The following is a 19,653-nucleotide window of genomic DNA, read 5'->3' as shown; positions in this document are numbered from 1 at the left end:
CTGTTTCAGCGGGTGCCGTCACTTTCCCGCAGAAATCTGATTCTGAAAGACAGAAGGTTAATAGGAATGGCGAAGGAAAAATTCGAGCGGAACAAACCGCATTGCAACATCGGCACCATCGGTCACGTCGACCACGGCAAGACCACGCTGACTGCTGCAATCACCAAGGTGATGGCTGAAGTTTATGGCGGCGCTGCCGTTGATTTCGCCAACATCGATAAGGCTCCTGAAGAGCGCGAACGCGGTATCACGATTTCGACGGCTCACGTTGAATATGAAACCGAAGCTCGTCACTACGCACACGTCGACTGCCCAGGCCACGCTGACTATGTGAAGAACATGATCACCGGTGCGGCTCAGATGGACGGCGCGATCCTCGTGGTGAACGCTGCTGACGGCCCGATGCCACAGACTCGTGAGCACATCCTGCTTGCACGTCAGGTTGGTGTGCCTGCTCTCGTGGTTTACCTGAACAAGGTTGACCAGGTTGACGATGAAGAAATTCTGGAACTCGTTGAACTTGAAGTTCGCGAACTGCTTTCCAGCTATGACTTCGACGGCGACAACATTGCGATCGTTAAGGGTTCGGCTCTGGCCGCTCTTGAAGGCCGTGATGACAACATCGGCAAGGATTCCATCATTGAACTGATGAAGGCTGTTGATGAAAACATTCCGCAGCCCGAACGTCCTGTTGATCAGGCATTCCTGATGCCAATCGAAGACGTGTTCTCGATCTCTGGCCGTGGTACGGTTGTGACTGGCCGTGTTGAAACCGGTGTTGTGAACGTTGGCGACGAAGTTGAAATCGTTGGCATCAAGGACACAACCAAGACCACCGTTACCGGTGTTGAAATGTTCCGCAAGCTGCTCGATCGCGGTGAAGCTGGTGACAATATCGGCGCCCTGATCCGTGGTGTTGCTCGTGAAGCTGTTGAGCGTGGCCAGGTCCTCGCAAAGCCAGGTTCGGTTACGCCGCACACTGAATTCAGCGCGGAAGTCTATGTGCTTTCGAAGGACGAAGGTGGCCGTCACACGCCATTCTTCGCTAACTATCGCCCACAGTTCTACTTCCGTACAACGGACGTGACCGGCGAAGTGATCCTTCCTGAAGGCACTGAAATGGTTATGCCTGGCGATAACGTTACGATCAGCGTTAAGCTCATTGCACCAATCGCTATGGACGAAGGTCTCCGCTTCGCAATTCGCGAAGGCGGCCGTACCGTCGGTTCTGGGGTTGTCAGCAAGATCGCAAAGTAATATAGGCACCTCTCCGGGCGAGTCATACCAGATTCGCCCGGTCAGAATTCCGGGGGCCGCCCCTTCCTGATTGCTTCATCAGAAGAATCAGCGAGGTTGGGGCGGTCTCTTCTTTTTATTGAAGGCCACTGGCCTTCTTGGCTCTTTCGCATCGGTAGTTGGACATGGAAGCTCAGAATATCCGCATTCGCCTCAAGGCGTTTGATCACCGCGTACTCGACCAGGCCACTGGGGAAATCGCTGATACTGCCCGCCGCACGGGCGCACTTATTCGGGGTCCTATTCCACTCCCGACGCGCATCGAAAAGTTCACCGTGAACCGCGGTCCGCACATCGATAAGAAGTCGCGGGAACAGTTCGAAGTTCGCACATACAAGCGTCTGCTTGATATCGTGCAGCCTAATGCTCAGACGGTCGATGCTCTGATGAAGCTTGATCTCGCTGCAGGCGTCAACGTCGAAATCAAACTGGCTTAAGCTGGTTGATTTCCTCCCCATTGGGGAGTAACGGCCGGCCGTCCGTCAACGGCCACGAGATTCCGCCGATCTAAATATCGGCTTCGCAGATCAGGCAAAATTTGGTTTGCGATATCGGGATACCGCCGGATTTCATCCGGGACTGCGTCCCCCGTCTTGTTCCTGAATTCAGGAACACCCAGCCCGGGCGGGGCGACGTATCATATTTTGGGCTGAGCACGCCTATGCGGGATGGGCCCGTCATAGGCCTCTGTTTGAGGAGAATGGATCATGCGCACTGGCGTGATCGTGAAAAAAGTCGGGATGACCCGCCTCTTCCAGGACGATGGCAAGCATGTGCCTGTCACAGTTCTGGCGCTTGAGGATTGCCAGGTTATTTCGCAGCGTACTGCGGAGCGTGACGGTTATGTTGCGCTGCAGGTCGGTTCCGGCGTCGCGAAGCAGAAGAACGTTGCCAAGCCGCAGCGTGAACATTTTGCCAAGGCTGAAGTCTCGTTGAAGATGAAAGTCGCTGAATTCCGTCTTGAATCCGAAGAAGGATTCCTGCCGGTTGGTGCGACCATCAGTGCCGAGCATTTCATTGCCGGGCAGAAAGTGGACATCACCGGGCATACCCAGGGTAAGGGTTTTGCCGGCGCTATGAAGCGTTGGGGTTTCGGTGGTCTGCGCGCCACGCATGGTGTTTCCCTTTCGCATCGTTCGCACGGTTCGACGGGTAACCGTCAGGATCCAGGCCGCGTCTTCAAGAACAAGAAGATGGCAGGCCACATGGGTGACCGTCAGCGTACGCAGCAGAACCTCGAAGTGGTTCGTACCGACGCAGAGCGCGGCCTGATTTTCGTGAAGGGTTCAGTACCTGGTGCGAAGAATGGCTGGCTGCTTATGCGCGATGCTGTGAAGCTGTCGCAGCCGTCGGAACTTCCGTTCCCCGGTGCCGTCATCGACACGAAGGGTCCGGCCAGTGCCGCTGCGGAGCAAGCTCCCGCAGCTGATCAGAACAACGCCGTCGAAGCCAATGCTTCTGACGACGCAGGCAAGGAGGGCTGATCCGTGAAGGTGAAGGTCCAGAAACTCGACGGGAAGGCCTCGGGCGATATCGAGCTCAATGACACCGTATTCGGTGTTGAGCCGCGCGCCGACATCCTCCACCGTGTTGTCACATGGCAGCTCGAAAACCGCCGCGGCACCGCCCGTGCGGCTCGTGAGCGTAGCGATGTAGCGCGTACCGGTAAGAAATGGGGTAAGCAGAAGGGTGGCGGCACAGCTCGTCACGGCGATCGCGCTGCTCCTATCTTTATCGGTGGTGGTAAGGCTCACGGCCCGCGTCGGCGCGATTTCAATATCTCGCTGAACAAGAAAATTCGTGCACTCGGCCTGAAAATGGCTTTGTCGAGCAAGGCTAAGGATAGCCTTCTCGTGGTCGACAGCCTTGAGCTGAGCGACGCCAAGACCAAGGCTCTGGCCGCGACATTCAGTGCAGCCGGCCTGAACGGCAAAGTGCTGTTCATTGATGGTGACACGGTTGAAGATAGCTTCCGCATGGCAGCTAACAACCTTGGCAACGTCAATGTCATGCCTGCCGCTGGCGCGAATGTTTATGACATTCTCAAGCACGACACGCTGGTGCTGACCCGCGCGGCTGTCGAAAAACTGGAGGCGCGGTTCAATGGCTAAGCAGCAGATCGACGCGCGTCATTACGATGTGATCCTGTCCCCGCACATCACGGAAAAAGCGACGCTTCTTTCCGAGCATAATGCGGTGGTTTTCAAGGTCTCAAATGACGCCACCAAGCCGCAGATCAAGGAAGCGGTTGAAGCGCTGTTCGACGTAAAGGTCACGAAAGTGAACACCGTCGTGCAGAAGGGCAAGTCGAAGCGTTGGAAGGGTCTTCCCTACAAGCGCACCGACGTCAAAAAGGCTGTTGTCACGTTGGCTGAAGGCCAGTCCGTTGACATCACCAGCGGTATCTGAGGCTAGAGAAATATGGCACTCAAGAACTATAAACCAACGAGCCCGGCGCGCCGTGGCCTCATCCTGGTTGACAAGTCGAGCCTCTACAAGGGCAAGCCTGTCAAGTCTCTGACCGAAGGTAAGACTAAGACCGGTGGTCGGAACAACAAAGGTCATGTCACTTCACGTGGCATCGGCGGTGGCCACAAGCAGAAGTATCGCTTCGTCGACTTCAAGCGTCGCAAGTGGGATGTTGAAGGTACGGTTGAACGGATCGAATATGATCCCAATCGCACTGCATTCATCGCTCTGGTGAACTATGAAGATGGCGAACAGGCTTACATCATCTGCCCGCAGCGTGTGGCACCTGGCGATAAGGTTATCGCTGGTGAACGCGTTGACGTGAAGCCTGGCAATGCCATGCTTCTGTCGCAGATGCCTGTGGGCACGATCTGCCACAACGTAGAAATGAAGCCAGGCAAGGGCGGTCAGATCGCTCGCTCGGCAGGCACCTACGTTCAGCTGGTCGGCCGTGATCGCGGCCTGGTAATCGTTCGTCTGAACTCAGGTGAACAGCGTTACCTGCGCGGCGATTGCATGGGCACGGTTGGCGCCGTTTCCAACCCTGACAATGGCAACCAGACGCTGGCAAAAGCTGGTCGTCGCCGTTGGATGGGCCGTCGTCCGCTTACACGCGGTGTTGCAAAGAACCCTGTCGATCACCCGCATGGTGGTGGTGAAGGTCGTACGTCTGGTGGTCGTCATCCTGTGACACCATGGGGCAAGCCGACCAAGGGCGCACGCACGCGCAACAATAAGCAGACGGACAAAATGATCATCCGTTCGCGCCACGCGAAGAAGAAGAGGTAATCGAACATGGCACGTTCCGTCTGGAAAGGTCCATTCGTCGATCTCCACCTGCTGAAGAAAGCGCAAGAGGCGCAGGAATCAGGTGGCCGTGGTGCGATCAAGACTTGGTCGCGTCGCTCGACGATTTTGCCGGACTTTGTTGGTTTGACGTTCAGCGTCTACAATGGCCACAAGTTCATCCCCGTTTCGGTCAGTGAAGAAATGGTCGGCCACAAGCTTGGTGAATTTGCGCCTACGCGTACTTTCCCAGGCCACGCAGCCGATAAGAAGGGTAAGCGCTGATGAGCAAACAGAAAGCACCCCGTCGCGTTGCTGACAATGAGGCGCTTGCTGTCGGTACCACGATCCGTGGTTCCGCACAGAAGCTGAACCTCGTAGCGGCTCTCATCCGTGGCAAGAAGGCTGAGGAAGCTCTGAATATCCTCAGCTTTTCCAAGCGGGCAATGGCACGTGATGCGGCGAAGGTCGTCGCATCCGCAATCGCCAATGCTGAGAACAATCACAATCTCGATGTTGATACTTTGGTTATTTCCGAAGCCAGCGTCGGGAAGTCGATCACCATGAAGCGTTTCCACACGCGGGGCCGTGGTAAATCCACGCGCATCCTCAAGCCGTTCAGTCGGTTGCGCATCGTGGTTCGCGAAGTCGAGGAGGCCTGATCGATGGGTCAAAAGAGCAATCCGATCGGCCTGCGTCTGCAGATCAACCGTACCTGGGACAGCCGCTGGTATGCGGAAGGCCGGGATTATGGTCGCCTGCTGAAGGAAGACATCGAAATCCGTAAGCACATTGTGAAGTCACTGCCGCAGGCTGCGATTTCCAAGGTGGTGATCGAACGTCCGGCCAAGCTGTGCCGTATTTCGATCTACGCGGCTCGTCCCGGTGTCATCATCGGCAAGAAGGGCGCAGACATCGAAAAGCTTCGCAAGAAGCTTTCGACCATGACTGCAAGCGAAGTGAAGCTGAACATCGTTGAAATCCGCAAGCCGGAAATCGACGCCAAGCTCGTCGCTCAGGGCGTGGCGGATCAGCTGATCCGTCGTGTCGCATTCCGTCGTGCCATGAAGCGTGCAGTTCAGTCTGCATTGCGTCTTGGGGCTGAAGGTATCAAGATCGTCTGCGGTGGCCGTCTCGGCGGTGCCGAAATCGCTCGTGTTGAATGGTATCGCGAAGGTCGCGTTCCGCTTCACACGTTGCGGGCCAATGTCGATTATGCCGACGCCGAAGCACTGACCGCCTACGGGATCATTGGTATCAAGGTCTGGATCTTCAAAGGTGAGATTCTCGGCCACGATCCGATGGCCCAGGATCGCCTCATGATGGAAGCCCAGACCTCTGGCGTCCGTCCGGCGCGTTGATCTGGAGCTGAGGAAGAGCAATGCTGCAACCGAAAAAAACTAAGTTCCGCAAGGCGTTTAAAGGCCGGATCAAGGGCAACGCCAAGGGCGGTACGACGCTCAACTTCGGTTCTTATGGTCTCAAGGCCATGGAACCTGAGCGTATCACATCGCGCCAGATCGAAGCGGCTCGCCGTGCGATCACGCGTCACATCAAGCGTCAGGGTCGCCTCTGGATCCGTATCTTCCCGGATGTGCCGGTTTCCAAGAAGCCTGCTGAAGTCCGTCAGGGTAAAGGTAAGGGTTCGATCGAATATTGGGCAGCACGGGTTAAGCCGGGCCGTATCATGTTCGAACTGGACGGCGTCCCCGGTCCGCTCGCCGCAGAAGCTTTCGAGCGTGCTGCGATGAAGCTGCCGATCAAAACCAAAGTTGTGGCTCGACTGGGCGACAACTCGCACCGGGAGGGCGAATAATGTCCAAGGTGGAAGACCTTCGCGCAAAATCTGACGATCAGCTTTCGGCTGATCTTCTCGAACTGAAGCGTGAACAGTTCAACCTTCGCTTCCAGGCCGCGACGAACCAGCTGGAACGTCCTGCCCGGATCAAGGAAGTCCGTCGCGCCATCGCCCGGATCAAAACTCTTGTGAGCGAACGCGCTCGCAACAAGGCTTAAGGAGCACACGATGCCGAAGCGTATTTTGACCGGAACCGTGGTCTCCGACAAGACCGACAAGACCGTGACCGTACTGGTCGAACGCAAGGTGAAGCACCCGCTTTACGGGAAGATCATCCGTCGTTCGAAGAAGTACCATGCACATGACGAAGACAATGCTTACGGCATTGGCGAAAAGGTCCGCATCGAAGAGACGAAACCGATCTCCAAGACCAAGACCTGGAAAGTCATTGACCGCCTTCAGGCGGGTAAGACAGCAGCCGTCGAAGCCGACGTCTAAGTCTTTCGGGTCTACGGATACGAAAAAAGGGCTTTCGCTCTGCGTCGTGTCCGCTATAGGCCCACGAGATCGGGAACATGATGGGCTGTTTAGTCCATCATGTTTCGACGTAGCGTTTTTGGAACTGCCGGACTGGATCCGGCAAGCCTAACGAGAAGGAACCGGATCGATGATCCAGATGCAATCCAATCTCGACGTCGCGGATAACAGCGGCGCTAAGCGCGTCCAGTGCATCAAGGTACTGGGCGGCTCCAAGCGTCGCACCGCAAGCGTCGGTGACGTGATCGTCGTCTCCGTCAAGGAGGCGCAGCCACGCGCTCGCGTGAAGAAGGGTGACGTGCACCGTGCCGTTATCGTTCGCACGCGTAAGGATGTTCGCCGCCCCGATGGCAGCGTCATTCGTTTTGACAGCAATGCCGCAGTTCTCGTCAATAAGAACGAAGAACCCATCGGTACCCGTATCTTTGGCCCAGTGGTGCGTGAACTGCGCTCGCGTGGTTTCATGAAGATCATCTCACTTGCTCCGGAGGTGCTGTAATGGCTTCCGCAAAGATCAAGAAGGGTGACCAGGTTGTCGTCCTGTCCGGTAAGGACAAGGGCCGCACCGGCACAGTCATGCAGGTTATGCCGAAAGACGGTAAGCTCGTGGTCGACGGCATCAATGTTGCTGCTCGCCACCGCAAGCCTACTCAGGCAAACCCACAGGGCGGCATCGATCGTGCGCCTGCACCGATGGCGATTGCCAAAGTGGCTGTCGCTGATCCGAAAGATGGCAAGCCAACCCGCGTCCGCTTTGAAGAGCGTGATGGCAAGAAGGTTCGCGTTGCCGTGAAGTCCGGGGAAGCTATCGATGGCTGAGAATTACACGCCACGTTTCAAAACTCGTTATGACGATGTGATCGTCAAAGCGATGACCGAAAAATTCGGCTACAAGAATCGTCTTGAAGTTCCGAAGCTGGAAAAGATCACGCTCAACATGGGTGTGGGCGAAGCCAGTCAGGACAAGAAAAAGGTTCAGATTGCAGCCGAAGAAATGGAACTGATTGCCGGCCAGAAGCCAGTAATCACCAAGGCGAAGAAGTCGATCGCACAGTTCAAGCTGCGCGAAGGCATGCCAATCGGTTGCAAGGTGACCTTGCGCCGTGATCGTATGTTCGAATTTCTTGACCGTCTTGTTACCATTGCAATGCCGCGTATTCGCGACTTCCGTGGCCTCAATGCGAAGAGCTTTGATGGTCGTGGCAACTACGCAATGGGTCTTAAAGAGCAGATTATCTTTCCAGAAATCAGCTACGACAAGATCGATAAGGTGCGCGGGATGGACATCATCGTAACCACCACTGCAAAGACCGATGACGAAGCACGTGAACTGCTTCGCTTGTTCGGTTTCCCGTTTCCTGCTGAAGAGCAGGCCGAAAAGGAAGCGGCGTAAGCCGCTAGGAAGAGAGCTTAAGTCCAATGGCGAAACTGAGTTCGATCAATAAAAACGAGCGCCGCAAGCAGCTCGTTAAGAAATACGCTGCGAAATATGCCAAGCTGAAGGCTATCGCTGACGACAAGTCGCTCGATGAAACCGAGCGTCTCGTTGCGCGCCTGAAGCTGGCGGAAATCCCGCGTAATGCGAACCCGACCCGTGTGCGCAACCGTTGCGCCACCACCGGCCGTCCCCGCGGTTATTACCGCAAGTTCGGCTTGAATCGTATCGAACTGCGTGATCTGGCCAACAAAGGCCTGATTCCCGGCGTTACCAAGTCGAGCTGGTGAGGATCTGATAGATGGCTATGACCGATCCCCTGGGTGATATGCTCACCCGTATCCGCAACGGCCAGCAGGCCAAGAAGGATTCTGTCCTTTCTCCTGCTAGCAAGCTGCGTGCAAATGTTCTGGAAGTTCTTCAGCGTGAAGGCTTCATCCGTGGCTACACGGAAGACAGCACCGGCAAGCACCCTGCATTGCGGATCGAACTGAAATATTTCGAGGGCGAACCTGCTATCAAGTATGTCGCTCGTGTCTCCAAGCCAGGCCGCCGTGTCTATTCGGGTAGCAAAGAGCTGCCGAATGTTCGCAATGGCCTTGGTATCTCTATCGTTTCGACACCTCGCGGTGTGCTTTCCGATGCGGAAGCTCGTCAGCAGAATGTCGGTGGCGAAGTGCTGGCGGAGGTATTCTGATGAGCCGCATCGGTAAAAAGCCGGTGGCGATCCCCAGTGGCGTCACTGCCAAGATCGAAGGCCGCACTCTTTCTGTCAAAGGTCCCAAGGGCACCCTTACAATGGGTCTGTCCGATGAAGTGACCTATGATCTGGAAGATGGTCAGATCTCCGTTCAGCCAATCAACGATTCCAAGAAGTCTCGTTCCTTCTGGGGTATGCAGCGCACGCTCGTTGCCAATCTCATGGAAGGTGTGACCGATGGTTATACCAAGGTTCTGGAAATCAGTGGTGTTGGTTATCGTGCCAGCAGCCAGGGCAAGAAGCTCAAGCTTCAGCTCGGCTTCAGCCACGATGTTGATCTCGACGTTCCTGAAGGTCTCGAAGTGAAAACTCCGGATCAGACGACTGTCGAAATCAGCGGTGTTGATAAACAGTCCGTGGGTCAGTTCGCAGCCGAAATCCGGCGCTGGCGCAAGCCTGAGCCTTATAAGGGCAAGGGTATCAAGTACCGCGGCGAGTATATCTTCCGCAAGGAAGGGAAGAAGAAGTAAGATGGCAAAGCTTTCTCTTTTCGCACGCCGTCGCCGTCGCGTCCGTACTGCACTTCGTGCACGTTCGGGCCACCGTCCGCGTCTTTCTGTGCACCGCACGGGCCGTCACATTTACGCTCAGATCATTGACGATGCAGAAGGCCGCACTGTGGCCGCTGCTTCGACACTGGGCGTGAAGACTTCCGGCGCGAATCTCGATGCTGCGACGCAAGTCGGCAAGGATATTGCCGAAGCCGCCAAGAAGGCGGGCGTCACGACTGTCGTATTCGATCGCGGCGGTTACCTGTTCCATGGTCGCGTTAAGGCGCTGGCCGACGCCGCTCGCGAAGGCGGGCTGGAGTTCTGATGATGGCTGACGAAAACAACACCCAGGAAACCCCAGTAGTGGATAACGCCGGTTCAACACCGACGCCCACCACTGCTTCGACTGAAGCTGCTGACAACCAGTCTGCAGCTGCTGGCGCACCTTCGCAGCCACGTGAAAACAACCGTGGCGGCCGTGGTCGTGGCGGTCGTGATGATCGCGGCGGCAACAATGGCCGTGGTCGTGGACGTGGCGGTCGTGATGATCGCCGTGGCCGCAACCAGGACGATGATGGTGAAGAGCTGATCGAAAAGCTCGTCCACATCAACCGCGTTTCCAAAACAGTGAAGGGCGGTAAGCGCTTCGGTTTTGCAGCGCTGGTCGTCGTAGGCGATGGCAAGGGCCGCGTGGGCTTCGGCCATGGTAAGGCTCGCGAAGTTCCTGAAGCAATCACTAAAGCCACTGCTTCTGCAAAGAAGAAGATGGTTCGTGTGCCGCTGAAGGAAGGTCGCACCCTGCATCATGACGGCAAGGGCCGTTTCGGTGCTGGTAAGGTCAACGTTCGCACAGCACCTCCAGGCACCGGCATCATTGCTGGTGGCCCGATGCGTGCCGTCTTCGAAAGCCTCGGCGTTGCTGACGTGGTGACCAAGTCGGTCGGCACTTCCAACCCTTACAACATGATCCGCGCCACCTTTGACGCATTGACTGACCAGACTTCTCCGAAGTCGGTTGCTCAGCGTCGCGGTAAAAAGGTTGCTGACCTTCTGGGTCGTGGCGGCGCGACTCAGGCTGAAGCGGAAGCTGAAGCCGCTGCTATTGCGGAGTAACGCAGCATGGCGAAGATCAAGATCAAGCAAATCGGTTCACCGATCCGTCGTCCTGAAAGCCAGAAGAAGATCCTTGTCGGTCTTGGTCTGGGCAAGATGCACCGGGTTGTGGAAGTCGAAGACACTCCGGAAGTTCTCGGCGCAATCGCCAAGCTTCCGCACATGGTGGAAGTGATCAAGTAAGATCACCTTTACCAGTATGATTTCAGAAAGCCCCGGGTGAAAGCTCGGGGCTTTTTGTATATAAAGTGAGAGTGCCTTCATACGAGCTAACAGGCTTGAGTGAGGCTCTTTTCTATAAGAGGGGTTCACATGGGGGTGAAATGCCCCTATGCGGCCTGCTTCCCATTAGCGCGAACAAAGCGAAAGCGAGTGCAACTATGAAACTGAATGAAATCCGCGACAACGATGGTGCCCGTAAGTCCCGCATGCGTGTGGGCCGTGGTATCGGTTCCGGCAAGGGCAAGACATCTGGCCGTGGTCAGAAGGGTCAGAAGAGCCGTTCCGGTGTAGCCGTCAAGGGCTTCGAAGGTGGCCAGATGCCACTTCACATGCGTCTGCCTAAGCGTGGCTTCAACAATCCTTTCGCCAAGGATTATGCTGAAGTGAACCTGGGCATGATCCAGAAGTTCATCGAATCGGGCAAGCTTGATGCTGGCAAGACTGTTGATCACGAAGCACTGAAGGCTGCTGGCCTTGCTCGTGGCGGCAAGGACGGCGTTCGTTTGCTCGGTAAGGGCGAACTGACTTCCAAGGTGAGCTTCAAGGTTGCTGGTGCCTCCAAGGGCGCCGTTGAAGCGGTTGAGAAGGCCGGTGGGTCAGTCGAAGTGATTGCTCCCAAGAAGGCTGCTGAACCAAAAGCCGCTAAGTAATCCAGATAATTCGGTGGGCGGGGGTTCGACATCTCCGCCCACTGCCTATATGGGCTGCACCCGGTAAAGGGTCAGCGACGCGCTTGAAGCGGTCCCCCAAACAAGGCATTTAGACTCCATGGCATCACGCGCCGATAACATTGCGAGCAATCTCAGTCTCGCGAACTTCTCGAAAGCGACCGAGCTTAAACAGCGTATCTGGTTTACTGTCGGTGCGCTGATTGTGTTTCGTTTCCTGAGCTTTGTGCCCCTGCCGGGCGTGAACCCGTTGATTCTTGAGAATCTATACGCTCAGACTCGCGGCGGGATCCTCGATCTCTTCAACACTTTCTCGGGCGGCAGCCTTGAGCGCATGAGTCTCATCGCGCTTGGCGTCATGCCCTACATCACGGCTTCGATTGTCGTGCAGCTCGCATCTTCGCTCCACCCATCCTTGATGGCGATGAAGAAGGAAGGCGAAAGCGGCCGCAAGAAGCTGAACCAATACACACGCTACGGCACGGTATTCCTGTGCGCGATTCAGGGCTGGTTCCTGGCGTCGGGCCTCGAAGCCTATGGTGCGCAGAGTGGGATGCAGGCTGTGGTTGATCCTGGCTATATGTTCCGCGTCGGCGCAGTCATCAGCCTTGTGGGTGGCACGATGTTCCTGCTGTGGCTGGGTGAGCAGATCACTTCGCGCGGCATCGGTAATGGCGTTTCGCTCATCATTATGGCTGGTATTATCGCTCAGTTCCCGAGCTTTACTGCCAATATGTTCGAAGGTTTCCGTAGCGGTTCGATCAGTGCATTCGTCGTGATCGGCTTTATCGGCATGATCGTTGGCCTGATTTTGTTCATCTGCTTTATGGAGCGTGCGCAGCGCCGCTTGCTGATTCAATATCCCAAGCGTGCCAGCCAGCGCGGCATGATGCAGGCTGATCGCAGCCATCTGCCGCTCAAGCTGAATACCGCCGGCGTTATCCCGCCGATCTTTGCGAGTTCTTTGCTGTTGCTCCCGCTGACCATCAGCCAGTTTGCCGGTAATTCGGTTGCGGCTGACAGCACGATGGGCGGGATTGTCGTCACGCTGAACCAATATCTCAAGCATGGCGCGCCGCTTTATATGGCGCTGTATGCGGCAGGCATTATCTTCTTCTGCTTCTTCTATACCGCCGTGGTGTTTAATCCGGAGGAAACAGCTGAAAATCTGAAGAAGAATGGTGGCTTCATTCCAGGCATCCGTCCGGGCAAGCGGACCATGGAATATCTCGACTATGTGCTGACTCGCATCACCGTCATTGGTGCGATTTATCTGACGCTGGTCTGTGTGATTCCAGAATATGTCATCGCCCAGACGGGTATTCCGCTGTTCCTTGGTGGCACGAGCCTGTTGATTGTCGTGAATGTGACGGTGGATACGATCACTCAGATCCAATCCCATCTTCTTGCGCACCAATATGGTGACTTGATCAAGAAGGCAAAATTGAAGGGCCGGCTGCGTTAACGCGGCCAGCATGGGGGAGTATTAATGAATATCATTCTGCTTGGCCCTCCGGGAGCGGGTAAGGGTACCCAGTCTGGCCGTCTCGTGGAACGCCACGGTATGCGCCAGCTTTCGACAGGCGATATGCTTCGCGCTGCCGTTGCTGCGAAAACGCCGGTCGGCCTTAAAGCCAAAGCGGTGATGGATCGTGGTGAGCTGGTATCTGATCAGATCGTTTCCGATCTGATCGATGCTGAGCTGGAGAGCATGGGGCCGTCCATCGGTGCCATCTTTGACGGCTATCCACGGACAGCCGATCAGGCGCATCAGCTTGATGCGATTCTTGCTCGTCACGGTCGCAAGTTGGACCATGTGATCGAGTTGGAAGTTGACCTCGATGCGCTGATTGAACGGATCACCGGTCGTTTTTCCTGTGCGAATTGTGGTGAAGGTTATCACGACACTTTCAAACAGCCGAAGGTGGAGGGCGTGTGCGATCGTTGTGGCAGCACTGAATTCAAGCGTCGCAAGGACGACAATGAAGAGGCTGTCCGCACGCGTATGGATGAATACCGCAAGAAGACTGCGCCGATCCTGCCGATTTATGATGCGCAGGGAATTGTCTCACGCGTTGATGGCATGGCCGATATCGATGATGTGACAGCAGCGGTGGAAAAGGTTTTGAGCAAGTAAGCGTCGCCCTTTTTCTGACATGAATTTAGGAGCGGCCCCGTTCTCATCAGAACGGGGCCGCTTTGTATGTTCGCCAAGGTGAAGGGAGCCAATCACCTTGCAAAGGGCTGATTTGGAACGAGAAGCGCGCAGTCCTGCGCGGGAATGCCTCACTTTTAGCCGTTTCCGGCGTCAAAATTTTGACTTTTATCGCTCCTTGGGCTAATTACTCGCTATCGCGCCGTCTCCCCATGCTTTTTGTATGGGGCTGCTATCTATGGTGTTGACGCGGCCTGCGAATCTGCCTAAGCGCATAGCTTACATCGCAAAACTCAGTTCGGTCCGGCATGTGGCGGGTTTATGCTGCTTCAACCGGGCTTTTGCCGTTTCACGGTGTCCTGCGTTTTGTGAAGTAATACCGCTATGAGATAGGGGTGTCCGTCAGGGCTCCCTGTGGAGCATGGAGAATTAAGTGGCTCGTATTGCCGGGGTAAATATCCCAACCAACAAGCGCGTGATTATCGCGCTCACATACATTCACGGTATCGGTCCAACCACAGCCAAGGCTATTGCCGACAAGCTTGGGATTGATCATGCACGCCGTGTGCAGGATCTTTCGGATGCAGAAGTTTTGCAGATCCGTGAAACCATCGATGCTGATGTCACCGTGGAAGGCGATCTTCGCCGTGAAACGGCGATGAACATCAAGCGCCTCATGGATCTCGCCTGCTATCGTGGCCTGCGCCACCGTAAAGGCCTTCCTGTTCGCGGTCAGCGCACGCATACCAATGCGCGCACCCGCAAGGGTAAGGCTAAGCCGATCGCCGGTAAGAAGAAGTAAGCATCAGACTGTTTGTCTGAATTGCTTTCCCAGATTTTCGCACGATAGGAATATTCCATGGCACGCGAACCACAACGTATTCGCCGGCGTGAGCGCAAGAACATCTCTTCTGGTGTTGCGCACGTAAACGCTAGCTTCAATAACACCATGATCACCATCACCGATGCACAAGGCAATGCTATTAGCTGGTCCTCTGCTGGCATGATGGGCTTCAAGGGTAGCCGTAAATCCACCCCTTATGCCGCTCAGGTCGCGGCAGACGATGCCGGCAAGAAAGCTGCGGAACATGGTGTCCGTACTCTCGAAGTCGAAATCAAGGGTCCGGGCTCAGGCCGTGAAAGCGCATTGCGCGCTCTTCAGGCAGTCGGTTTCACCATCACATCTATCCGTGATGTTACGCCGATCCCACACAATGGCGTGAGGCCTTCCAAGCGCCGTCGCGTCTGATCGACCTGCTCCGCGGCAAGTCGCCGTACCGCAAAATCGCATCGGCCGCGGCGCTTCTCAAGTGCCCGCGGCCTTTGTCGCCAGAACACTACCTTAGGGGAAGTCTATGTCCGTCAATATGAAGAATTGGCAGGAACTAAAGAAACCCAACAGCCTCGACATCAAGTCCGGCGGCGACGCCAAGCGGAAGGCAACTTTTGTTGCTGAACCGTTGGAGCGCGGCTACGGCCTTACGCTCGGTAACTCGTTGCGTCGTGTGTTGTTGTCCTCGCTGCAGGGCGCTGCGATTACGTCGATCAAGATCGAGAACGTGTTGCACGAATTCTCGTCGCTTTCGGGCGTACGGGAAGACGTTACAGACATCGTGCTGAACGTGAAGCAGATCGCACTCAAGATGGAAGGCGAAGGCCCCAAGCGGCTTCAGCTTTCCGCAACCGGCCCGGCCGAAGTCACCGCTGGTGACATCGCTGTGACCGGCGACATTGAAGTGTTGAACAAAGATCTCGTCATTTGTCACGTTGACGAAGGCGCGACCTTCAACATGGAACTGACTGCTGACACGGGTAAGGGGTATGTCCCTGCCGTGCAGAACCGTCCGGCTGATGCCCCCATCGGTCTGATCCCGGTTGATTCGCTGTATTCACCGATTCATCAGGTGAGCTACAAGGTCGAGAATGCTCGTGTTGGGCAGGAACTCGATTACGATAAGCTCTCGCTGACGATCGAAACCGATGGCACCGTCACCCCGGAAGATGCGATCGCTTATGCGGCCCGTATTCTCCAGGACCAGCTGACCCTCTTCGTTCACTTCGAAGATGGTATCCCGCAGCCCACCAGTCAGATGATCGGTGTTGCCGCGCAGCCTGAAGAAAACGATGCCAACCAGCTCAACCGCTACCTTCTTAAGAAGGTGGACGAGCTGGAACTGTCTGTGCGTTCCGCCAATTGCCTCAAGAACGACAACATCATCTATATCGGCGATCTGGTCCAGAAGACCGAAGCCGAGATGCTGCGCACGCCGAACTTCGGCCGCAAGTCGCTCAACGAGATCAAGGAAGTTCTTTCCAGCATGGGGCTCCGCCTCGGAATGGACATTCCTGGCTGGCCGCCTGAGAATATCGAAGAAATGGCCAAGAAGCTCGAACAAGAGCTGCTCGGCTAATGTCATGGAAAGGGATCGATCTCAGGATCGGTCCCTTTCGCTGATTTCAAGCCTTCGGGCTGCGAAGGGTGAAGGCAGCAACCTCAATAGCTGCCAGTTTCGGGCTACCTGATACGGGCCCCCTACGAACGGAGTGAATTTTATGCGTCACGGTATTTCCCAGCGTAAGCTTGGTCGCAAGAGCGGCCATCGCACATCGCTTTTCCGCAATATGGCCGCTGCCCTCATCAAGCATGAGCAGATCACGACCACATTGCCGAAGGCTAAAGAACTTCGTCCATACATCGAAAAGCTGATCACGCTTGCAAAGCGCGGTGGTCTTTCCAACCGTCGTCTGGCGCATGCGCGTCTGCTCGACGAAACACAGCTCAAGAAGCTGTTTGATACCCTCGCTGAGCGTTATAGCGACCGCGAAGGTGGCTACACACGTATCATCAAGGCCGGTTATCGCGGTTCTGACGCTGCCCAGATGGCAGTGATCGAACTCGTGGATCGCGATGTCGATGCCAAGGGCAAAGACAGCGGCCCGGTGATGACGGAAGAAGAAATCGAAGCCTGATCGCTTCGACAGAACATTCAGGAAACGGCCGGGGAGCGATCTCCGGCCGTTTTTGTTTGCCGGTAACTACGCTTTGCATTGGCTGCCATTGCATCATTCGTTTCATCAGCTACTTTCTCCGCCAACATTGAGGTTGGAGAATTTGAATGCGCAAAGCCCATTGGCTCGCCCTTGCCGGTATCGCCGCCAGCATTTCCTTACCGGTTGGAGCACAGGACATGAATGCCCCCCCATATCCCGAAACCCGCCGCGGCGATGTGGTGGATAATTTGTTCGGAGAGAAGATTGCTGACCCCTATCGCTGGCTGGAGGAGGATGTCCGCGAGAATAAGGAGGTGGCCGATTGGGTGGAGAAGGAAAACGCGGTTACCAATGCCTATCTTGCCAAGCTCCCAGCGCGGAGCTGGTTTGAAGGGCGGATTGGTGAACTGTATGACTATGCACGCTACTCTACCCCGGTGAGCGCTGGCGGGCGTTATTTCTACACCTATAATTCCGGCCTTCAGAACCAGTCTCCGCTCTATGTTCGCGACGGGCTGAATGGCGAGCAACGTCTGCTGATTAACCCCAATGACTGGGCCGAGGATGGCGCCACTGCGTTGAGCGGGTGGGATGTTTCGCCTGATGGCAAATATCTACTCTACAGCGTGCAGGATGGCGGGACTGACTGGCGTATTCTGCGGGTGCTTGATGTCGATACAGGTGAAATCCTCGAGGACCAGATCCGCTGGGCCAAATTCACCAATCTCGATTGGGTAGGCTCTGAAGGTTTCTTTTATTCACGTTTCCCAGAACCCAAGGAAGGCGAAGACTTTCAGGCGCTGAATTATAATCAGGCGGTGTATTTCCATCGCCTCGGCACGCCGCAGTCTGCTGATGAGCTGGTCTATTCCACGCCGGATAATCCCAAAGAAGGGCACACCGCACAAGTCACCAGTGATGGGCATTGGGCGATCATTACCAGCTCGCTCGGCACGGATGCACGTTATCAGGTGCATGCAATTGATTTGACCAAGCGGGGCACGCTGGGTTGGCAGGCCCGCCCACTGATTACCGGGTTCGATAATGATTGGAGCCTGATCGACAGCACGGGCGATACACTGTGGTTCAAGACCAATTATGACGCGCCGCGCTATAGGGTGTTGAAGATCGACCTGGCCGCCTCTGCGCCACAGTGGCAGCCAGTCGTGGCAGAGAAGGCAGAACCAATCGCCAGCGCTTCCCTGGTTGGTGACTCGCTGATCCTGTCTTATCTCAAAGACGCCAGTTCCAGAGCGATGGTTTATGACCTGTCGGGGCAGTTGAAGCGCGAGATTGCTTTTGATGGGCTGGGCACCGCCAGCGGTTTCTACGGTGATCCGGCGAGTGACGAAACCTTCTACAGTTTCACCAGCTTTAACCGTCCGGCCACGATCTATCGCTATGATGTCGCGAGCGGCAAGAGCACGATCTTCGCCGAGCCAGAGCTGGCCTTTAACCCGAATGACTATACGGTTGAACAACGCTTCTATGCATCGAAGGACGGCACCAAGGTGCCGATGTTCATCGTCCGCCGGTCTGACATTGCTTCCAGTGGGCGGGCTGTGCCGACATTGCTCTATGCCTATGGCGGGTTTGATATTTCGATCACGCCAGCGTTTTCTCCTGCCAATATGGCGTGGGTTCAGGCAGGCGGTGCTTTTGCTCTCGCCAATATTCGCGGGGGCGGGGAATATGGCAAGGCCTGGCACGATGCCGGACGGCTAGCCAATAAGCAGAACGTGTTCGACGATTTCATCGCTGCGGGTGAATACCTCAAGCAAGAAGGCATCTCCACGCAGGATGGTCTCGCCATTCAGGGCCGTTCCAATGGTGGCCTGCTGATCGGTGCCGTCACCAATCAGCGCCCGGACCTTTTCGCTGCTGCTAATCCGGCAGTGGGTGTGATGGATATGCTGCGCTTTGATCGCTGGACCGCAGGGCGCTATTGGGTGGATGACTATGGCTATCCTGAAAAGGAAAAGGACTTCAAAGTTCTGCGGGCCTATTCGCCCTATCACAATATCCATTCGGGCGTGGACTATCCTGCGATCCTGGTGACAACAGCCGATACGGATGACCGCGTGGTGCCGGGTCATAGCTTCAAATATACCGCTGCACTGCAAGCGGCGGATATTGGCAATAAACCACATCTGATCCGTGTGGAGACGCGGGCGGGGCATGGTTCAGGCAAGCCAACCGATAAGGCGATTGAGGAAGCGGCCGATATTCTGGCCTTCTTCGCCTATTGGACGCATCTGACACCCGGGCGTTGATGTTCATATAAGTATCATTATTTATGAACAATTGCTGTCGTGCGAGTTCAGGCAGTTCTCAGCACGACACTGATATTTCTTTCAACAGATCGGGGCACAGTGCTCCGGCCTGTTGGAGGAAAACCTATGAAACCCTTTGTAAAAACTGTCATTGGGACTGCTGCAGCGGGCGCGATGGCACTGAGCGCTGCCAGCCCTGCTGCTGCCCGAGGTTATGAACGGGATCGTGATGGCCTGAGCGCTGGCGAAATCATCGCTGGGGCATTGATCATCGGCGGTATCGCTGCCGTGGCCGCATCGAGCAAAAACAACAACCGCTATTACCGCGGCGACAACTATCGTTATCGCGATGATTATCGCGATCACAGGCGTTATCGTGGAAGGCATTCAGCCCGTCGTGCGGTTGAGCAATGCGTCTATGCGGCTGAGCGCACCGCATCGCGCTATACCCGTAGCCGCGCCGATGTAACCCAGATACGCGATGTCGATCGACGTGGGGATGGTTTCCGCGTGAAAGGCAATCTGGTGGTAAATGACAATTATCGTGGCCGTGGCTATCGCAACAAGCGGGATAGCGGACGATTTACCTGCGAATTTCGCCGGGGCCGCGTGGTTGACGTCAACTACAGAGGTATTCGCGGCCTGTGAGGCTTCGGTAA

General features: G+C 55.7%; 30 protein-coding genes. All 30 read left to right on the top strand.

All coding sequences use genetic code 11. The features are described from left to right. Positions 1 to 66 precede the first annotated feature (66 nt). The 30 genes from tuf (at position 67) to GRI39_RS07620 (ending at position 19,642) form a co-directional block, all read left to right on the top strand. Complete coding sequence (gene tuf, locus GRI39_RS07765) at positions 67 to 1,257, top strand: elongation factor Tu (protein ID WP_160739104.1); 1,191 nt, start codon at positions 67 to 69, stop codon at positions 1,255 to 1,257. Between the two features lie 164 nt (positions 1,258 to 1,421). After that, entirely contained in the window at positions 1,422 to 1,733 is a 312-nt protein-coding gene (rpsJ, locus tag GRI39_RS07760) for a 30S ribosomal protein S10 (protein ID WP_034905023.1), read from the top strand. Positions 1,734 to 2,003: 270 nt separating this feature from the next. Beyond that, positions 2,004 to 2,780, top strand: a complete 777-nt coding sequence (gene rplC / locus GRI39_RS07755) for a 50S ribosomal protein L3 (protein WP_160739103.1) — start codon at positions 2,004 to 2,006, stop codon at positions 2,778 to 2,780. A gap of 3 nt (positions 2,781 to 2,783) precedes the next feature. After that, entirely contained in the window at positions 2,784 to 3,407 is a 624-nt protein-coding gene (gene rplD / locus GRI39_RS07750; RefSeq protein WP_160739102.1) for a 50S ribosomal protein L4, read from the top strand. Then, positions 3,400 to 3,705, top strand: coding sequence for a 50S ribosomal protein L23 (locus GRI39_RS07745; protein ID WP_160739101.1), 306 nt, complete (start codon positions 3,400 to 3,402; stop codon positions 3,703 to 3,705). Before rplD ends, GRI39_RS07745 begins: the two co-directional genes overlap by 8 nt. 12 nt (positions 3,706 to 3,717) lie before the next feature. After that, positions 3,718 to 4,554: a 50S ribosomal protein L2 gene (rplB, locus tag GRI39_RS07740; protein WP_160739100.1), complete on the top strand. Its 837-nt coding sequence runs from the start codon at positions 3,718 to 3,720 to the stop codon at positions 4,552 to 4,554. 6 nt (positions 4,555 to 4,560) lie between these two features. After that, a complete protein-coding gene (rpsS, locus tag GRI39_RS07735; protein WP_160739099.1) occupies positions 4,561 to 4,836 on the top strand; it encodes a 30S ribosomal protein S19 in 276 nt (91 codons plus the stop codon). After that, positions 4,836 to 5,213, top strand: a complete 378-nt coding sequence (rplV, locus tag GRI39_RS07730) for a 50S ribosomal protein L22 (RefSeq protein ID WP_160739098.1) — start codon at positions 4,836 to 4,838, stop codon at positions 5,211 to 5,213. The genes rpsS and rplV overlap by 1 nt, the downstream gene beginning before the upstream one ends. A gap of 3 nt (positions 5,214 to 5,216) precedes the next feature. Next, complete coding sequence (gene rpsC, locus GRI39_RS07725) at positions 5,217 to 5,912, top strand: 30S ribosomal protein S3 (RefSeq protein WP_160739097.1); 696 nt, start codon at positions 5,217 to 5,219, stop codon at positions 5,910 to 5,912. 20 nt (positions 5,913 to 5,932) lie between these two features. Beyond that, positions 5,933 to 6,367, top strand: coding sequence for a 50S ribosomal protein L16 (rplP, locus tag GRI39_RS07720; protein ID WP_160739096.1), 435 nt, complete (start codon positions 5,933 to 5,935; stop codon positions 6,365 to 6,367). Further along, complete coding sequence (gene rpmC / locus GRI39_RS07715) at positions 6,367 to 6,567, top strand: 50S ribosomal protein L29 (protein WP_170324278.1); 201 nt, start codon at positions 6,367 to 6,369, stop codon at positions 6,565 to 6,567. The genes rplP and rpmC overlap by 1 nt, the downstream gene beginning before the upstream one ends. 10 nt (positions 6,568 to 6,577) lie before the next feature. Next, a complete protein-coding gene (gene rpsQ / locus GRI39_RS07710; RefSeq protein WP_160739095.1) occupies positions 6,578 to 6,847 on the top strand; it encodes a 30S ribosomal protein S17 in 270 nt (89 codons plus the stop codon). Positions 6,848 to 7,016: 169 nt separating this feature from the next. Further along, the gene (rplN, locus tag GRI39_RS07705; protein ID WP_160739094.1) at positions 7,017 to 7,385 is read left to right on the top strand and encodes a 50S ribosomal protein L14; all 369 of its coding nucleotides are present in this window, start codon (positions 7,017 to 7,019) and stop codon (positions 7,383 to 7,385) included. Then, on the top strand, positions 7,385 to 7,705 hold the full coding sequence (rplX, locus tag GRI39_RS07700) for a 50S ribosomal protein L24 (RefSeq protein WP_160739093.1): 321 nt from the start codon (positions 7,385 to 7,387) through the stop codon (positions 7,703 to 7,705). The genes rplN and rplX overlap by 1 nt, the downstream gene beginning before the upstream one ends. After that, a complete protein-coding gene (gene rplE / locus GRI39_RS07695; protein WP_160739092.1) occupies positions 7,698 to 8,279 on the top strand; it encodes a 50S ribosomal protein L5 in 582 nt (193 codons plus the stop codon). The genes rplX and rplE overlap by 8 nt, the downstream gene beginning before the upstream one ends. A 26-nt stretch (positions 8,280 to 8,305) precedes the next feature. Beyond that, entirely contained in the window at positions 8,306 to 8,611 is a 306-nt protein-coding gene (gene rpsN / locus GRI39_RS07690) for a 30S ribosomal protein S14 (RefSeq protein ID WP_160739091.1), read from the top strand. 11 nt (positions 8,612 to 8,622) lie between these two features. Next, entirely contained in the window at positions 8,623 to 9,018 is a 396-nt protein-coding gene (gene rpsH, locus GRI39_RS07685; protein WP_160739090.1) for a 30S ribosomal protein S8, read from the top strand. Beyond that, positions 9,018 to 9,551: a 50S ribosomal protein L6 gene (gene rplF / locus GRI39_RS07680; protein ID WP_160739089.1), complete on the top strand. Its 534-nt coding sequence runs from the start codon at positions 9,018 to 9,020 to the stop codon at positions 9,549 to 9,551. Before rpsH ends, rplF begins: the two co-directional genes overlap by 1 nt. 1 nt (position 9,552) lies before the next feature. Next, entirely contained in the window at positions 9,553 to 9,897 is a 345-nt protein-coding gene (rplR, locus tag GRI39_RS07675) for a 50S ribosomal protein L18 (RefSeq protein ID WP_160739088.1), read from the top strand. A gap of 2 nt (positions 9,898 to 9,899) precedes the next feature. After that, positions 9,900 to 10,685: a 30S ribosomal protein S5 gene (rpsE, locus tag GRI39_RS07670; RefSeq protein WP_425482328.1), complete on the top strand. Its 786-nt coding sequence runs from the start codon at positions 9,900 to 9,902 to the stop codon at positions 10,683 to 10,685. Between the two features lie 6 nt (positions 10,686 to 10,691). Continuing rightward, the gene (gene rpmD / locus GRI39_RS07665) at positions 10,692 to 10,868 is read left to right on the top strand and encodes a 50S ribosomal protein L30 (protein WP_160739087.1); all 177 of its coding nucleotides are present in this window, start codon (positions 10,692 to 10,694) and stop codon (positions 10,866 to 10,868) included. Positions 10,869 to 11,065: 197 nt separating this feature from the next. Then, a complete protein-coding gene (gene rplO, locus GRI39_RS07660; protein ID WP_160739086.1) occupies positions 11,066 to 11,557 on the top strand; it encodes a 50S ribosomal protein L15 in 492 nt (163 codons plus the stop codon). 118 nt (positions 11,558 to 11,675) lie between these two features. Further along, positions 11,676 to 13,040: a preprotein translocase subunit SecY gene (secY, locus tag GRI39_RS07655; protein WP_160739085.1), complete on the top strand. Its 1,365-nt coding sequence runs from the start codon at positions 11,676 to 11,678 to the stop codon at positions 13,038 to 13,040. Positions 13,041 to 13,064: 24 nt separating this feature from the next. Further along, positions 13,065 to 13,712, top strand: coding sequence for an adenylate kinase (locus tag GRI39_RS07650; protein WP_160739084.1), 648 nt, complete (start codon positions 13,065 to 13,067; stop codon positions 13,710 to 13,712). Positions 13,713 to 14,163: 451 nt separating this feature from the next. Further along, positions 14,164 to 14,532 (top strand): 30S ribosomal protein S13, encoded by a 369-nt coding sequence (gene rpsM / locus GRI39_RS07645; protein WP_160739083.1) that lies wholly within the window; start codon positions 14,164 to 14,166, stop codon positions 14,530 to 14,532. Between the two features lie 57 nt (positions 14,533 to 14,589). Beyond that, a complete protein-coding gene (gene rpsK / locus GRI39_RS07640) occupies positions 14,590 to 14,979 on the top strand; it encodes a 30S ribosomal protein S11 (protein ID WP_046902269.1) in 390 nt (129 codons plus the stop codon). Positions 14,980 to 15,085: 106 nt separating this feature from the next. After that, positions 15,086 to 16,141 carry a DNA-directed RNA polymerase subunit alpha gene (locus GRI39_RS07635; RefSeq protein WP_160739082.1) on the top strand — a complete coding sequence of 352 codons (1,056 nt, stop codon included), beginning with the start codon at positions 15,086 to 15,088 and terminating at the stop codon, positions 16,139 to 16,141. Between the two features lie 142 nt (positions 16,142 to 16,283). Continuing rightward, positions 16,284 to 16,700, top strand: a complete 417-nt coding sequence (rplQ, locus tag GRI39_RS07630; RefSeq protein WP_160739081.1) for a 50S ribosomal protein L17 — start codon at positions 16,284 to 16,286, stop codon at positions 16,698 to 16,700. Positions 16,701 to 16,846: 146 nt separating this feature from the next. Then, positions 16,847 to 18,994, top strand: a complete 2,148-nt coding sequence (locus GRI39_RS07625; RefSeq protein ID WP_160739080.1) for a prolyl oligopeptidase family serine peptidase — start codon at positions 16,847 to 16,849, stop codon at positions 18,992 to 18,994. Positions 18,995 to 19,120: 126 nt separating this feature from the next. Then, entirely contained in the window at positions 19,121 to 19,642 is a 522-nt protein-coding gene (locus GRI39_RS07620; RefSeq protein ID WP_160739079.1) for a hypothetical protein, read from the top strand. Positions 19,643 to 19,653: the final 11 nt, after the last annotated feature.

Source organism: Altericroceibacterium indicum, assembly GCF_009828105.1.
Lineage (GTDB): Bacteria > Pseudomonadota > Alphaproteobacteria > Sphingomonadales > Sphingomonadaceae > Altericroceibacterium > Altericroceibacterium indicum.
This window is presented reverse-complemented; position numbering and strand designations above follow the sequence as displayed.

Coding starts and splice junctions, on each gene's coding strand:
- tuf (WP_160739104.1), top strand. CDS start 67: ATGGCGAAGGAAAAATTCGAGCGGAACAAACCGCATTGCAACATCGGC.
- rpsJ (WP_034905023.1), top strand. CDS start 1,422: ATGGAAGCTCAGAATATCCGCATTCGCCTCAAGGCGTTTGATCACCGC.
- rplC (WP_160739103.1), top strand. CDS start 2,004: ATGCGCACTGGCGTGATCGTGAAAAAAGTCGGGATGACCCGCCTCTTC.
- GRI39_RS07745 (WP_160739101.1), top strand. CDS start 3,400: ATGGCTAAGCAGCAGATCGACGCGCGTCATTACGATGTGATCCTGTCC.
- rplB (WP_160739100.1), top strand. CDS start 3,718: ATGGCACTCAAGAACTATAAACCAACGAGCCCGGCGCGCCGTGGCCTC.
- rpsS (WP_160739099.1), top strand. CDS start 4,561: ATGGCACGTTCCGTCTGGAAAGGTCCATTCGTCGATCTCCACCTGCTG.
- rplV (WP_160739098.1), top strand. CDS start 4,836: ATGAGCAAACAGAAAGCACCCCGTCGCGTTGCTGACAATGAGGCGCTT.
- rpsC (WP_160739097.1), top strand. CDS start 5,217: ATGGGTCAAAAGAGCAATCCGATCGGCCTGCGTCTGCAGATCAACCGT.
- rplP (WP_160739096.1), top strand. CDS start 5,933: ATGCTGCAACCGAAAAAAACTAAGTTCCGCAAGGCGTTTAAAGGCCGG.
- rpmC (WP_170324278.1), top strand. CDS start 6,367: ATGTCCAAGGTGGAAGACCTTCGCGCAAAATCTGACGATCAGCTTTCG.
- rpsQ (WP_160739095.1), top strand. CDS start 6,578: ATGCCGAAGCGTATTTTGACCGGAACCGTGGTCTCCGACAAGACCGAC.
- rplN (WP_160739094.1), top strand. CDS start 7,017: ATGATCCAGATGCAATCCAATCTCGACGTCGCGGATAACAGCGGCGCT.
- rplX (WP_160739093.1), top strand. CDS start 7,385: ATGGCTTCCGCAAAGATCAAGAAGGGTGACCAGGTTGTCGTCCTGTCC.
- rplE (WP_160739092.1), top strand. CDS start 7,698: ATGGCTGAGAATTACACGCCACGTTTCAAAACTCGTTATGACGATGTG.
- rpsN (WP_160739091.1), top strand. CDS start 8,306: ATGGCGAAACTGAGTTCGATCAATAAAAACGAGCGCCGCAAGCAGCTC.
- rpsH (WP_160739090.1), top strand. CDS start 8,623: ATGGCTATGACCGATCCCCTGGGTGATATGCTCACCCGTATCCGCAAC.
- rplF (WP_160739089.1), top strand. CDS start 9,018: ATGAGCCGCATCGGTAAAAAGCCGGTGGCGATCCCCAGTGGCGTCACT.
- rplR (WP_160739088.1), top strand. CDS start 9,553: ATGGCAAAGCTTTCTCTTTTCGCACGCCGTCGCCGTCGCGTCCGTACT.
- rpsE (WP_425482328.1), top strand. CDS start 9,900: ATGGCTGACGAAAACAACACCCAGGAAACCCCAGTAGTGGATAACGCC.
- rpmD (WP_160739087.1), top strand. CDS start 10,692: ATGGCGAAGATCAAGATCAAGCAAATCGGTTCACCGATCCGTCGTCCT.
- rplO (WP_160739086.1), top strand. CDS start 11,066: ATGAAACTGAATGAAATCCGCGACAACGATGGTGCCCGTAAGTCCCGC.
- secY (WP_160739085.1), top strand. CDS start 11,676: ATGGCATCACGCGCCGATAACATTGCGAGCAATCTCAGTCTCGCGAAC.
- GRI39_RS07650 (WP_160739084.1), top strand. CDS start 13,065: ATGAATATCATTCTGCTTGGCCCTCCGGGAGCGGGTAAGGGTACCCAG.
- rpsK (WP_046902269.1), top strand. CDS start 14,590: ATGGCACGCGAACCACAACGTATTCGCCGGCGTGAGCGCAAGAACATC.
- GRI39_RS07635 (WP_160739082.1), top strand. CDS start 15,086: ATGTCCGTCAATATGAAGAATTGGCAGGAACTAAAGAAACCCAACAGC.
- rplQ (WP_160739081.1), top strand. CDS start 16,284: ATGCGTCACGGTATTTCCCAGCGTAAGCTTGGTCGCAAGAGCGGCCAT.
- GRI39_RS07625 (WP_160739080.1), top strand. CDS start 16,847: ATGCGCAAAGCCCATTGGCTCGCCCTTGCCGGTATCGCCGCCAGCATT.
- GRI39_RS07620 (WP_160739079.1), top strand. CDS start 19,121: ATGAAACCCTTTGTAAAAACTGTCATTGGGACTGCTGCAGCGGGCGCG.